The organism is Leptospira noguchii serovar Panama str. CZ214, assembly GCF_000306255.2.
Classification (GTDB): Bacteria; Spirochaetota; Leptospiria; order Leptospirales; family Leptospiraceae; genus Leptospira; species Leptospira noguchii.
In genome coordinates this window covers 88,058-101,937 of sequence record NZ_AKWY02000001.1, presented here as the reverse complement: position 1 = coordinate 101,937, position 13,880 = coordinate 88,058, and the positions used below count along the sequence as shown (strand labels likewise).

10 protein-coding genes and 1 pseudogene are annotated in these 13,880 nt (G+C 34.2%); 4 read left to right on the top strand and 7 right to left on the bottom strand.

Annotated elements, in window-relative coordinates; translation table 11 throughout:
- Positions 1-70: 70 nt before the first annotated feature.
- The 3 genes and pseudogenes from LEP1GSC059_RS00460 to LEP1GSC059_RS00450 form a co-directional block, all read right to left on the bottom strand.
- Positions 71-1,009 (bottom strand): UDP-glucuronic acid decarboxylase family protein, encoded by a 939-nt coding sequence (locus LEP1GSC059_RS00460; RefSeq protein ID WP_017215072.1) that lies wholly within the window; start codon positions 1,007-1,009, stop codon positions 71-73.
- Positions 1,006-1,884, bottom strand: coding sequence for a M50 family metallopeptidase (locus LEP1GSC059_RS00455; protein WP_002179272.1), 879 nt, complete (start codon positions 1,882-1,884; stop codon positions 1,006-1,008). The genes LEP1GSC059_RS00460 and LEP1GSC059_RS00455 overlap by 4 nt, the downstream gene beginning before the upstream one ends.
- Before the next feature lie 274 nt (positions 1,885-2,158).
- A pseudogene (locus tag LEP1GSC059_RS00450) lies at positions 2,159-3,761 on the bottom strand (methyl-accepting chemotaxis protein).
- A 776-nt stretch (positions 3,762-4,537) separates the two neighbouring features.
- On the opposite strand from LEP1GSC059_RS00450, the gene LEP1GSC059_RS00445 reads away from it, so the two are divergent.
- The 4 genes from LEP1GSC059_RS00445 to LEP1GSC059_RS00430 are packed head-to-tail and all read left to right on the top strand — an operon-like array spanning position 4,538 to position 7,201.
- Positions 4,538-5,017 carry an LIC_10042 family TonB-like protein gene (locus tag LEP1GSC059_RS00445; protein ID WP_017215071.1) on the top strand — a complete coding sequence of 160 codons (480 nt, stop codon included), beginning with the start codon at positions 4,538-4,540 and terminating at the stop codon, positions 5,015-5,017.
- A complete protein-coding gene (locus LEP1GSC059_RS00440; RefSeq protein WP_002179159.1) occupies positions 5,001-5,540 on the top strand; it encodes a UpxY family transcription antiterminator in 540 nt (179 codons plus the stop codon). Before LEP1GSC059_RS00445 ends, LEP1GSC059_RS00440 begins: the two co-directional genes overlap by 17 nt.
- The gene (locus tag LEP1GSC059_RS00435) at positions 5,524-6,492 is read left to right on the top strand and encodes a KpsF/GutQ family sugar-phosphate isomerase (RefSeq protein WP_002179545.1); all 969 of its coding nucleotides are present in this window, start codon (positions 5,524-5,526) and stop codon (positions 6,490-6,492) included. Before LEP1GSC059_RS00440 ends, LEP1GSC059_RS00435 begins: the two co-directional genes overlap by 17 nt.
- Before the next feature lie 4 nt (positions 6,493-6,496).
- Positions 6,497-7,201, top strand: coding sequence for a type I 3-dehydroquinate dehydratase (locus tag LEP1GSC059_RS00430; protein WP_020980099.1), 705 nt, complete (start codon positions 6,497-6,499; stop codon positions 7,199-7,201).
- Between the two features lie 492 nt (positions 7,202-7,693).
- Here the strand turns inward: LEP1GSC059_RS00430 and LEP1GSC059_RS00425 are convergent, their stop codons facing one another.
- The 4 genes from LEP1GSC059_RS00425 to LEP1GSC059_RS00410 all read right to left on the bottom strand — a co-directional run bounded on the left by LEP1GSC059_RS00425 (position 7,694) and on the right by LEP1GSC059_RS00410 (position 13,875).
- Positions 7,694-9,199, bottom strand: coding sequence for a tetratricopeptide repeat protein (locus LEP1GSC059_RS00425; protein WP_002179428.1), 1,506 nt, complete (start codon positions 9,197-9,199; stop codon positions 7,694-7,696).
- Positions 9,200-9,339: 140 nt separating this feature from the next.
- A complete protein-coding gene (locus tag LEP1GSC059_RS00420; RefSeq protein ID WP_017215067.1) occupies positions 9,340-10,953 on the bottom strand; it encodes a GMC family oxidoreductase in 1,614 nt (537 codons plus the stop codon).
- Between the two features lie 3 nt (positions 10,954-10,956).
- A complete protein-coding gene (locus LEP1GSC059_RS00415) occupies positions 10,957-11,457 on the bottom strand; it encodes a hypothetical protein (protein ID WP_017215066.1) in 501 nt (166 codons plus the stop codon).
- Positions 11,458-11,628: 171 nt separating this feature from the next.
- The gene (locus tag LEP1GSC059_RS00410) at positions 11,629-13,875 is read right to left on the bottom strand and encodes a ribonuclease R family protein (protein ID WP_020980130.1); all 2,247 of its coding nucleotides are present in this window, start codon (positions 13,873-13,875) and stop codon (positions 11,629-11,631) included.
- Between the last annotated feature and the right edge of the window lie 5 nt (positions 13,876-13,880).

Sequence of the window (13,880 nt, the reverse complement as noted above, 5' to 3'; positions counted from 1 at the left end):
TTTATTCCCGGTGATCAATAGTGTTTCCGGACTGGTCGGTAAAGTACGTCCAGAATTTCTTTGTGTAAATTTAATCCAAGTTATTTTTAAAGTATTCGATGGTTTTCCGAATTCCTTCCACAAGAGGAACCTTTGGTTCAAATCCAAGTTGTTGTTTGGCAAGAGTTAAATCCGGTTTTCTACGCGCCGGATCATCTTGAGGTAGCGGCTTATGAACAATTTTAGAAGAAGAACCAGTTTCTTTTAAAACCAACTCCGCTAATTCACGAACTGTAAATTCTCCGTCGTTTCCTAGATTTACTGGCCCGTTGAAATTTTCGGTGTTCATCATTCGAACAATCCCTTCTACTAAATCGTCCACATAACAAAAAGAACGTGTTTGATCTCCTTCTCCGTACAATGTTATGTCTTCTTTTTTAAGAGCTTGTACGATAAAATTGCTAACCACTCTTCCGTCGTCTGGTAACATTCTAGGGCCGTATGTGTTAAAAATTCGAATCACCCGAATATCAACCTTATGATTTCTTTGATAATCGAAACAAAGAGTTTCGGCTACCCTTTTACCTTCATCATAACAACTTCTGATTCCGATCGGATTTACGTTTCCCCAATACGTTTCTTTTTGAGGGTGTTCCAATGGATTTCCATAAACTTCACTAGTAGAGGCTTGAAGAATTCTCGCCCTTACTCTTTTTGCAAGACCGAGCATATTCATTATTCCTAAAACGTTTGTTTTGATTGTTTTGATCGCGTTCGATTGATAATGCACCGGGCTCGCAGGACAAGCCATATTGTAAATCTGATCTACTTCAAATTTGATGGGATCGGTTATATCGTGTCTGATAAATTCGAATTTTGGATCACTTAAAAGTTTTTGAATATTCTTTTTTCTTCCAGTATGCAGATTATCTAAACAGATAACTTCGTTGCCTTCTTTCAAAAGCCTTTCACACAGATGAGACCCAATAAACCCAGCGCCGCCTGTGATCAGTATTCTTTGTTTTTTCATAATTTTTCTTTTTCTAAAAATTCCGTGGGTAAGGGTTTTCCGTTTAAATCCAATCCTTTATTGAAAAACCATTCCATTACTTCGGGAGTTACTTCTCCGGGAAATGGAACTTCTTTATTTTCGTTTTCGGAGGATTGGAAAAAACCGTCTTGCTGAAATTCTTGTTCCGGGACTATGGTTTCTTCCGATTGGAAAACTTTTTTAACCGATACGAATATGATGGATAAGCTAAAAAAAGACCAAAGGAGGGCAATCAAATATCCCAAAACGATTACCGATTTCGGAACTACTTGAGAAGAATTTGCTCCAGTTATCCAAGCCGCCATGATTCCTGCGTCTGTATATGCGATGTTCCCGGTAAAATCCAAAAGGTCGTATAGACTATAAAGAGAAATACTCGTTCCTATAAAAACGAGAACAAATCGATTGATTCTAAGATTAAAAATTCCAAGTAATACAAATCCTAAACCCCAAAGAATTCCGGTATATTGTGCGAGGTTTCCAGGTTTGGAATAAGAGATTGTCATCAATAAGAGAATCGTTCCAAAAGAAATCAAAGTAGGACGTATCATTTTTCCGGAAAAACCTCGGTTTAATAAAAAACCTCCCATCAAACAAGATCCTAAATATCCGGCAGATACTACAAAAATAAAAAATCCACTTCCTGAGCTTGCTATGGTTTCTCCAGATTCGTTTCCGTGAAGTTCGATTGTATGAACAGAACCGCCGGTCAACAAAGCCGCAACCGCGTGACCGATTTCATGGATAAATACAATAAAATCTTTTAAATAACCTACAAGATGATGATCCCAAAAAGAAAAAAGCGTGAGCGCTATAGATATAAAAATCGTCAGTCTGAGAAATCGATTTCCCATCGATTTAGTTATCGGCAGTTTTTTTTATTTCCAAAAGAATTTAGAGTTTGTCCCAAAATCACCTTTGAATCCCAACAAAATGTGGTAGTTCGCACAAAACCGTCGTATTGAACGATTTGTAGTTTTTGTTATTATCATTTCTGTATGAGTTCCTGTATTTTTATGAACTCAATCTCAGGGTCATTCGAAGTAACTCAGGAAACACCTCTCTATGGGTCGGTGGAAACTCAGCGTCTCACTTCTATGGTCGTTCGACAGGTTGTGGGATAAACTCTTAAGAAGTCTTAAAATGTTTTAATATTTCGTACAACTTAGCCGCTTTGTGGATGGATTCGTCCACGAGCTGCTTAATTTCTCCGGATGTTCTTGCAATCAATTCCGAACTTTCCGCAATGTTTTGCATGGATAAAGAAATTTCATCAGAAGCCGTTTTTTGGAACCCGGAAGATTCGCTTACGGTTCCACCGAGTTGATTAACTTGATCCGTATTCTTTCTGATTTCTCCTAACTTTTCCGCCTGAGCAAATAAAGACGCTCTTACGATCGTAGCGGAAGAATTTACTTCACCTATATAATCTGTAAGTTGTTTAACAATGGACAAGGACTCTTGAAATTTCTTCAGCAACCACACTAAAACCTTTTCCAGCTTCTCCTGCTCTTGCAGACTCTATGGAAGCGTTTAACGACAAGAGGTTTGTTTTTTCGGAAATCGAAGTAATAATTCCTATAATATTTGAAATTCCGTTCGAATATTCTTTAATTTCATTCATTGCGAGAATTGCTTTTTCAAAAGTTTCTTCGCTTTGAGAAGCCTTTTCTTTTACGGAAGAAGTTTGAAAAGAAAGGTTATCCATAGATTTAGATACGTTTTGGATCGACTCGTTTACTTTTCCGATTCCGTCATTGATTGCGGTCAAACCGGTAGATTGCAAATGAATTGATCTTACTATTTCGTCTAACGTAGACGATAATTCATGAGAAGCGGATGCGGTTTCTTCTACGGAAGCGGCCTGATTTTGTGTTTTAGATTGAAATTGTTCACTCGACTGAGAAAGATATTGATAAAGTTCCTGATTCTTTTCAAAATTTTCTTTAATTTGAATCAACAATCCCCAAATGCTGATTACAAAAACTCTAAGACTAGAACGAATTTCAAATATTTCGGTCCTCCCTTTTTTTTCTGGAATTTCTATGAGAAAGTTGCCAGATACAATTTCTTTTTGAATTGATATAACCTCTCGAATTTCTTTTCGATAATTTAGTATCGTGTTAATTAAAAAAAGAATTCCTATACTTCCGCAGATAACCCCTAACAAAGGTAATACGATCAAACCATTTCGAATCCATTCGAAATTTGCAAACAATAAGGGAACAAAAACAAGTAAGGAATACACGATAATCTTTCCGGAAAGTCCTAATTTTCTGAATAATATCTGAATAACCTCTTTTAATTTCCAAAAGAACGATTTTCTATTTTTTAGTTGAGAGAATAAAATTTCCGCCCTTTGGATCTGATCTTGAGTCGCTTTTTTACGAACGGACATATAACCGGAAATTACACCTTCGTTCATCACCGAAGTAACCGTAGCATCTACCCAATAATAATCCCCAGACTTAGCACGGTTTTTTATGATTCCACTCCATGGATTTCCATTCTTAATTGTTTCCCACATTTCTTGAAAAATTTCAGAAGGAACATCCGGATGACGGATAAGATTATGAGGTTCGCCTAACATTTCCTCTTCGGAAAATCCACTAATATTAGCAAAGTCCTGACTTACATACGATATTTTTCCTTTTGTATCAGTACGTGAAATTAGAACCGAATTGATAGGTACTGTTATTTCTTGATTTGTAATCGGAAGATTTTTTCTCATGATCCGTTACATCAAAAATAAACCTAGAGTATTTAAAACAAGAAATTCAAATAATATTTCAAAAGAAAAAAATATAAACGGCCATCTCGCCAAATCAAAAACATATAGAAAACAATCAATAAAAATTGAATATAAATTTTATTAGAAATTATATCAAAAACTTATCATTTTTATTGCATTTAAACTTTTAAGACAAACTTTGTCTCTGGTTAAATTTTATTCATTACTTAAGGGAATATTTTAAAAAATATTAATGTGTTTTGTTTTCTAAAATTTTAAAAGAACGTTTAACGGTTTCTTCAATCCGTTTTTTGTTTTGCCTAGACATTATGTAATGTCCAGGATTTCTACCATAACCAATCCATAGTGGTGATTAACAAAACCGCTTCAATCAACTGTTTTCATGAAACAGAAATGATGAAAAATTCATTTTTTAACAACTTATTTTTAATCCTTTCTAATTCAAAAAACTTCTTAACTGGAATTCTACGGCTATATTCGTTTTAAAATTTATAGTATTTTTATTTACATAAAAATCAGTAATGTTCAAATTTTTTAGTTTAAATAATCTTTTTAAAAGCAACTCAACGTGAGAATGATTCCAATTTTCTTATAAAATTTTTATTCCATTTCAATTCTAAGAAAGAAGTCGTTTTAAAAAATCTTAAATTTTATAATAAACTGTCACCAAAACTAAAAATTTATTTTATAGAAATTTCCAGTTATTCTCTAAATAAAACTTTTCCAGGGATCTTGGACAGAAAAAGGATGGGTTTATGAGCGTTAGATTTTCGTTTTTGATTTCGGGTCTAATTCATATTCTATTATTTCTTTTTTATTCTATAAATTTTTTAGAATTTTCAAAGATAGAAAATTTAAAAATTCATCTTAAAAAAGGAGCTTCTCCAACGGTGACTCTCAATTTTTTACAAGATGGTTCGAGTGAAAATTCAAAGTCTTTTATGTCTGAAAATTCAAATGATGAGGGAACTTTAAGAAAGGAAATTGAAAAATTTAAGAACGAAATTCACTTTCCACAAGGCGCTCTGGATCAAAGACTGGAATCGGATTGTTCTTGGGAAGTAAGAATAGAGTCTGACGGCAAGGGAGAAATTTTAAGAACCCTTCAGCCCTGTAAATATTCGATCTTTGAAGTCGAATTTAATAGGGCCTTAAAGACTTGGAAATTCGATCTCAAAGAGGGAACAAACCTGATCATTCCGGTTTCCTTTAAAATATATGATAGAGAATTCTGACGCTAACGAATGGTACGTTCTTTATACCAATCCTAGATCCGAGAAAAAATTAAAACGATTACTTCAAGAAAGAAAAATAGAATGTTTTCTTCCTCTCATTTCTAAAAAGAAAAAATGGTCCGATCGTTGGAAGGTTATAGAAGAACCAATGTATCCTTCCTATATCTTTGTAAAAATTTTATTCTTTAAAGATCGAGTTAGAATTTTACAACTACCAGGAGCACATCACTTTGTATTTTATTTAGGTAAGCCATACGTCATTCCAGAGGAAGATCTTAATTTAGTACGAACTTTTTTAGAAACGTATCCAGATAAAATTCAGGTTGAAATTCAAGAAAAACTTTTGCCGGGTAAAAAAGTTCTCATTCAAGAAGGGCCGTTTGCCGGATTTAAAGCCGAAATTATCCAAAGAAAAAATGAAGAACAAATTGTCGTTAAATTCCCCGGAATGAATTTGATAACATCAGTAACTTTGGATATAAAAACGTTAAAACTGGAGGAAACTCTTGGATCCAATTTTTGAAAAGATAGAAAAAGCAATCGACACCGAAATAGAATCCATTCTTCACTTTAGAAAAAATTTAGATCCATCTATTAAACAAGCGATCGAACTGATTTTAGATTGTAAAGGAAAACTAATTGTTACTGGCGTAGGTAAGTCAGGAGACGTAGGAAAAAAAATCTCTTCTACTTTGTCTTCTACGGGAACGCCTTCTATTTTTTTACATCCCGCAGACGCAGCTCACGGAGACGCTGGAATCATTTCAGATAAAGACGTTATCATAGCCATTGGCAAATCGGGCGAAAGTGAGGAATTATTAAACCTAATTCCCACGATTAAAAACATAGGCGCAAAATTGATTTCGATGACAGCTAACGTAGATTCTAAACTTGCAAAAGAATCAGATATTGTTTTGATTACACCCATTTTAAAAGAGGCGTGTCCTCTTGAGTTAGCTCCTACGTCTAGCACCACAATTGCTTTGATTTTAGGAGACGCTATCGCTATGTGTTTGATGGAGCTGAAAAATTTTAAAAGAGAAAATTTTGCACTCTATCATCCGGCAGGCAGACTTGGAAAACGTTTGAGTTTGAAAATAGATGACGTAATGAGAAAAGATAAAGATTTAGCCAAGGTATTGCCAGATACAAAGTTAGAAAATATACTCACAGAAATCACCGTAAAAAGACAAGGGGCTACAGGAGTTACAGATTTAAACGGAATACTTTTAGGAATCATTACAGATTTTGATATTCGTAAAAAATTAAAAGAAGGAAAATTAGATTCCTCGATTTCAGCGGAACAATTGATGAACCCAAATCCTACTACGTTTTTATCCGAATCAAACGCCTACGACGTTTTAAAACAAATGGAATCCAGACCTAATCCGATTTCGGTTGCTCCGATCGTAGATACTTCCAAAAGACTAATTGGGATCGTTTCTATCCATGACCTTTTACAAAAAGGTCTTTAATTTAATGAATCAGCGAGAATTTAAAATCGTTCTTACGATCAACGAAGATGAATTTTTTTCTCTTAAAGCACATCCTTTTTGTGATCGAATTGAAATTCGTCTCGATCTATTTTCTCCTAAAAACACTGGACAAAAACTAATAGATAAAATCGAAGAATTGAACGCAAAATGTATTTTTACTTACAGACAACCAGAAGATACAGATCAAATAGCATTTGCAGAAAAAGGAGAATTAGATTTTCATAAAATAGTTTCTAACATAAATCCTAAGATTCATTATCTGGATTTGGAATTAAATCGTTCCAACAATCTTTTTGAATCAAACGTAAACATAGGTTTTGGTCTGATCAGATCTGTTCATAAATTTGACGGAATTTTATCGGAACAAGAAATTAGGGATTGGATTGGCAAAGATTCTTATTTAAAATCAGAAAAGTATAAATCAGATCTTCCTTTAATTTATAAATTTGCGGTATTTCCAAACTCTATTTACGAACTGACAGAATTTCTTTCTTCTTTTAGGAATGTATCTAAAGAATTCAAAAAATTGAATATATTTTTAACGGGAATTTGTATGGGGCCCTTGGGTGTGGTTTCGAGAATTTTCCCAGATTCTTTTGGTTCTTTTTTTACCTACTGTTGTTTGAATAATCCCAAAGCTCCTGGCCAAGTGGATTTAGATTCTTTACTTCGATTACGAAATTTATAAATTTATCTCCAAAATTTTTGCGTAAAATTACGTGAATTTGGTCTAAGGAAATTTACTTTTCTGAAAAAAGTTAGGAATCTGAATTTGCAGATCGATTCCTAAAATGTGGGAACTATCACAAACCGCGATTTCACGGACAAATTCTAAAATTGTAGGAACTCATATTTTTAGAAAATTTTGGCGAATAAAAAAACTCAATGTCACTCCATGGATCGTTTCAATCCCTTTGAATTTTCCACTATAATTTCTTTCACATTGTTATAAGTAATTATGCAAAGTATAAGTTTTTTAGAATTTACTATATATTTTTTTTGAATAGAGTTGTTGAAAAATTTCATAGTTAAAATTAACAAAACTGCTTCAATTGACCGTTACATGAAAAAAAACTAAGTGGCGAATTAATTTTTCAACAACTCTAATGTATATTTTTTAAAACTTGGAGTCAAAGATATAAAATCTTATTTTTAATCCCTGATATAATATGATATAAAATTAAGTCTTATCTAAAGCGTGATTATTATTTTGATTTGTTTCCTTATCTAAACCCTTAGTTTCTAAAAAAGATCTAAAGGAAGATTTCTCTTTAAACCGATCAAACTCTTTTTCTTCCATCGCGGTGGACCAAATTGCCGGTTTTATTTCCGCGGCCTTACGTATGTATTCCATAGTCTTTTCAAGATCGTCCTTATTTGCATAACATTTTGCTAATAAATAATAAGCTCCCGAAGAATTGTTTACTTTTTCCAAAAGTAAAATCGATTGATCTATCTTTCCCGTATAATAATAAGCTTTGCCTAAATAAAAACGATATTCCCTTTCTTCTTCCTCAGAAGATTGAACGGAATGAAAATAACGAAGAGCTTTTTCATACTCTCCATGATTTGTATAGTAACGGGCTAACTTTAAAATTCCATCGTTGTAAACATCCGGAAGATTTTTAAATTCCGGATTTTCCTTTTCCAACCTGGAAGCAATTTCCTTTAAAATCGTATAACCTTCCGTTTCTTCCTTATTCTGAATTTTACAAAGAGCCAAATACATTCGGATCTCATGAGTCCTTTCGCCAAATTCCAGCGCTTTCTCCGCGGTTTTGATCGCGTTTTCACAATCCTTAACTTCGTATTTAAGTTTGGTCAATCCGATTAAAGGTTGAACCGTACTATGAGCTGCATAAGATTTTCTATAGTATTTAGCCGCTTCCTCATAACGTTTCATTTTATGATATGCAACCGCTTGATTTAAATTTGCATAATATAACATTTTAGCGTTATCGTTTCCGATTTTATTTTCGAGTTTATCCAAAACACGGAGGGCCTCCGGATATTTTTCCAATCGAATCAACATTACCCCGTATTTATAAAGATAATCGTGTTTTTCGGGAAAGTCTTTTACAAGTCCCTCTAGTAAAGTTTCCGCCTGTTGAAATTTTTTATGATTTGCATAAATGAGAGATAAATTCCAGCGAGCAGATACGTCGTTCGGTTCCTTTTTTAGAATTTTAAGATATTCTTCTTCGCTATTTGGTCCAACAGTTTCAGTTTCTTCTGAATGTTTTTTAGGATGATGTACTACGTGATGACCTGAAGAAAGTCTCTCTTCCGCAGTAGATCTAATTTTTTGAATATGCGATAAATCAGGATTAATTTTTAAAAGTCGATTGGAATAAGAAATTACCTCGTGATAATCCCTTTGATAGTTAAAATAAAGAATGATTTTCTGATAACAGTTGACTAGATCTTTTTTAGGTAAACTGAGACTAACCGCTTTTTTAAAACTTTGAATGGATTTTGGATAATCTCTTCTATATTCGTAGATATAACCCATATACATCCAAGCTTCTCCAGAAGTCGGATTAGCATCGTTAAATTTTTGGAACTCGTCCATGGCTTTGGAAAAGTCCTTTCTCGCATAAGCCTTTTTACCTTCTTTCAAATCCGCATACAACGAGGCAGAGAAAGAATACAAAAAAATCGAAAAAAACAAAATTCGAAAAGCCATAGAACCAAATATCAGAAAGGAAATCTTTTTTAAAAGTGAATTTGTGATCTCTTTTTCAATTGGTTTATAATAAATTTCTTAAAATATATCCCAAAAATCCTTTCTTTGTACTTTAAAAAATTTTATACGTTATTGATTTTTTAGGATCGATTCAATTTTTCAGATTTTTTAGAAGCAAGAGACTGAGAAGCCCTAAGTACCAAACTCATCGTAGTAATTTGTGGATTGACGGAAAGACCCGTTGGATATACAGAAGCATCCATTACATAAATATTTTTATGACCGTATAATTCCATATTTAAATCCACGGCTCCTTTTTCTGGAGAATTTGCGGCTTGAATCGATCCGTGCGGATGCGCAGAACCCACCATTAGACTTCCAGGGTTGAATTTTTTTTCCAAGATCCAATCGAATTTAGTATTACGATCTACAGGGACAGTAGTATCCATATCTGTAAACGGGAAGATAAGTTCTTTAGCTCCAGCTGCAGCCTGCACTTCCGCCAACATTTTTAAACCACGAAGCATATTTTTACCGTCTCCAGGAGTAAGTTCGAAATAAACCTTTCTACTTCCTAAAAACCATTTTACAGAAGCATTCGCTTCTCCGTCGGATCCGTCTCGGACCAATACGATTCCGGCACTCATGTTAGGATACTTTTCGATTTGTTCAAATTGTTTCGATCCGTAAAAAGGGATCAAAGAAGCGGCTAACGTAGGACGGAAAGGCGCGACTTCCAACCAAAAACCGTAACCTGTCTTATCTTGATTGTGTCCGTCCTTAATGACCACAGATTGTGGAGGACCTGAATACATATTAATCTTCTCGTCGAAAACGGCAAAGATCGTACTCGTAGGATGTACTTTTAAATTCTTTCCGACCCAGTTGTTACCTAAACTTGACCTTTGTAAAAGTGCAGGTCCCTCAATTGCACCCGCGCTAACTACTACTACCTTTGCGGAAATTTTAAGTTTTTGAATGACTACGTCTGGTGTTTTTTCGTAGGGATCAGGAGTGAAATCGGCAATTACTGTTTTTGTAGGCCCGTCATAAATTACCTGTGCTTTCATATTTGCAATTACGGTCGCACCAGATTCGATCGCGTCTGGGATATACGTCAAGAACATGGATTGTTTTGCGTTAATCGGACATCCTAATCCGCATCTTCCTAAACCGATACATCCTCTGTTATTGTTATTTAGAACTTCGGGATTAAGACCTAAAGATTTTCCACCTTTCATTAGAATATTATTATTTGCATTGATAAGATTCTGAGGAACCGGATGAACTCCCAATCGTTCATGAACGGAAGAAATGTAAAAATCCATATCTTTTCTAGAATAACCTTTCAATCCAAATCTTAGATCCCATTCTTCCGTAACGTAATCCGGAGGATAAAGAGAAGTTTGCCAGTTGACGGTAGTGGAACCGCCTATCGTTCTACCTTGAAGAATACTAAGAGTTTGTTCCTCGGTTATTATAAAACCGGCATCACGATACAATCTAGCTGAGGAGGTAAATTCATTTCCATTGAACTGAGCCGGGGTAAAATAAGAACCTTCTTCAATTAAAATCACGTTCCAACCGTTCTTTGCCAACGTTGCAGCCACAACTGCACCACCTGCACCTGAACCAATCACAACCACGTCTGAATTTAATTCCCAAATTCCGTTTTTAATATTTTCCTTTTTTATAATTTCCTTATGTTTTTTTGGAGTGATAATTTTATCATTCGCCGCCGGTATACCGCCCATATATTATCCCTCATATCCTGCTAATTTTTGAATTCTTTGATCTTTAGAAACTAGAAAGAAGGAAGTCTGTCTTAAGATGGAATAAATTCCTCGTTTTAAACCAAGTGAAGAAGTTTTCCAAGACAATAAACGTTTTTCCCTTTCTTCTACGTTTAAAGAACTCATAGACTGTAAAGAAAAATCAAAAACAAGAGCAGCTAATGTTGAAGAAGGGATTCTTCCGAGAAGCAAAAGAACGTCTTCGGTATCGATTGGAGTTGGATGTCCATATATATAATCGTCAGCTGCAACACCAAGATCAAAATCTAAAATCGGATTTCCTTTTAGAAAAACTTCACCTATACATTTAAAACCTAAATATTGAGTTTCTTTTAAACCTCTCAGTCTAGGAATCGAACCGCTAGAACAAGCACCTAATCCAGGAAGCATCAATAAGGCTGAAAATTTTAGAACGAATTTTAAAAAACGATTTCGGGAAATTGGTTCCTGCAAAAACGATTCCAAGTTTGCCTCCCATTTACAGATGGTCTAAATAATTTCGATTTTTAATATAAGTCATCTTAAACTTTTTAAATACTTTCGAAACTTTTTGTATAAAATTCAAAAATATTTTGGATGACTTATGAAATTGAGAAAAAACCGTTCCGCAGGGATATTAGAAAAGAATTTATTTGTCTATACTTTCTTTTGGAATTTTTTCATTTTTACAAAGATTTTAATTTCTTCATAGTCGATTCGATCCAATTCTACTTCAATTTTATCTCCAAAAGTATAAATCTTAGAGTACTTTTTAGAATAAAACGAAAAATCAGTCTCTAAACGGATTTCACCTTCATCCGTAAATTCGGAAGAAAGTAAACAAGCATCTACAGCGGGATTTTCCAGATCCACAAAAATTAAATGAGGTTTACAACCAGTAATCGTCGCTGAAAATTCTTTGATACCAGTCTTTTCTAAATAGCGACAAGCTTTAAGTTTATAATAGTCCCTTTCTGCATCACTCGCTTTACGTTCTTGATGAGAACAATGTAAACCGAAAGTCATCACTTCTTCGGAAGTATAAATAGGTTTTTTACCTAAAAGAATATTTTGTAAAACTCGATGACAAATCAGATCGGGATATCTTCGGATCGGAGACGTAAAATGACAATAGTCTTCAAATCCCAAACCCCAATGTCCTAGATGTTCTCCGGAATAATAAGCCTGCATAAACGTTCTCAATAAAAACATATTAAACAATCTTTCTGCAGGTTTTCCTTCCAATTCTTTCAGAACAAAACGAATGGATTCGTAACTAGAATCTTTGAGTAAAGTTTTGGTGGCATTGAGTTGAAGAAATTCGTTTAAGGATTCTAGTTTTTCCTCGTTCATAGCTTCGTGAACCCTATATAAGGTTGAGTGCTTTTTTTTACGAATATATTCGGCAACCTTAATATTTGCAGAGAGCATAAACTCTTCTATGAGAATATGCGATTGGAGTCTATCTTGAACCGCAATTTCAACTACGTTGTGCTCGGAATCGGTAACTACTTTATTCTCTTTCAAATTTAAATCTACTCTTCCATCTTCAATTCTTTTTGCTCTAAGAATTTTAGCGAACTCGTTCATTCTAAAGATCCAATTTTCGGAATCTCCGGATAAAATTTCGGATTCGGCTCGGTTATATGTGTATCTTTCTTTTACATTTATTATACTTTTATAATACTTTGCATGAGTAATTTTTCCTTTGCTATCGGCTTCCATTTCCACAGTAAAAGCCAAACGGTTTTTTCCTGCCACCAAGGAACAAAGATTTTCAGATAACTCGGGAGGCAACATAGGAACGACCCTGCTTCCTAAGTATACGGAAGTAGCACGATTGTATGCTTCTTCGTCTAAATCGTTTCCCGGTCTTACGTAATAAGAAACGTCAGCAATATGAACGTAAAATCGAATCCGATTTTTTTCCTCTACAAAACTAATCGCGTCGTCAAAATCTTTAGAATATTCTCCGTCGATCGTAATACACTTCAGATCTCTAAGATCCACGCGAGAACCCCAATCGTCTACAGTGGTTTCCTCTACTTCTTCAGGAAAATCTAATATTATAGTTTCAGGATAAAGAATATTATAGTTGTACTTCATTAACATTCTCATCAAATCTAAATCTTCCTTGGTATCCGATTCAAAACGTAAAAACTGAACCTCGTAAAGATTTCTTTCGTGTTCTGTTTCTTCCTTTAATTTAACTATCAAAACGTCGCCGGGTTGAATTTCTTCTTGAAGATCCGTAAGAATTGTCTTACGAAGGAGATAACCTTCCTTTTCTTCTCCTTCTATATCCAAAAGTCTTCCAAAGATAAACTTAGGTACCTTTTCGGTGATAATCATCCTGTAAAGGTCTCGTCCTCTCCTAAGAATCTCCGTGACTTCGCCTTCTAACCTTTTCTTTTTACCAACTCCGTAAGGACGAACTTCCACGAGATCGCCTTGAATGGCCGATTGTGTGTATTGATTTGAAACAAAAACTTCCATTCCAGAAGAAAGTTTTACGAAACCGTCCCCTTTTTTACTAATGGAAATTGTTCCCTGAAGTTTTTGATTCGGATTGATAAGAATATTCTTTTTTTCTAATTCAATTAATCCTTCTGTTTCAAGAATTCTTAATGTTTCCAATATCTCTCTTTCTTTTTCTTGAAACTCCCATTTCTCTCTTTTTTTACCGTAAGAATTTTGATTTTCTTCCCTTAAAATTTTTGCGGTTAAATCCTTAAACTGAATTACAGAACCCGCTCGGGACTGAATGTATTTTAGGATTTTTTTTCCTATTTCATGTTCGCGAAAACCGTCAGTTCTATCTTTTTTAGTTTTATCAAACGTTTTCTTTTTTCTGTTAAATTTTACAGATTTCTTTTGTTTTATTTGTTTTTTCTTTATATTCATAATTT

Excerpts from the sequence above, each read along its gene's own strand:
- LEP1GSC059_RS00460 (WP_017215072.1), bottom strand. The coding sequence starts at position 1,009 with ATGAAAAAACAAAGAATACTGATCACAGGCGGCGCTGGGTTTATTGGG.
- LEP1GSC059_RS00455 (WP_002179272.1), bottom strand. The coding sequence starts at position 1,884 with ATGGGAAATCGATTTCTCAGACTGACGATTTTTATATCTATAGCGCTC.
- LEP1GSC059_RS00445 (WP_017215071.1), top strand. The coding sequence starts at position 4,538 with ATGAGCGTTAGATTTTCGTTTTTGATTTCGGGTCTAATTCATATTCTA.
- LEP1GSC059_RS00440 (WP_002179159.1), top strand. The coding sequence starts at position 5,001 with ATGATAGAGAATTCTGACGCTAACGAATGGTACGTTCTTTATACCAAT.
- LEP1GSC059_RS00430 (WP_020980099.1), top strand. The coding sequence starts at position 6,497 with ATGAATCAGCGAGAATTTAAAATCGTTCTTACGATCAACGAAGATGAA.
- LEP1GSC059_RS00425 (WP_002179428.1), bottom strand. The coding sequence starts at position 9,199 with ATGGCTTTTCGAATTTTGTTTTTTTCGATTTTTTTGTATTCTTTCTCT.
- LEP1GSC059_RS00420 (WP_017215067.1), bottom strand. The coding sequence starts at position 10,953 with ATGGGCGGTATACCGGCGGCGAATGATAAAATTATCACTCCAAAAAAA.
- LEP1GSC059_RS00410 (WP_020980130.1), bottom strand. The coding sequence starts at position 13,875 with ATGAATATAAAGAAAAAACAAATAAAACAAAAGAAATCTGTAAAATTT.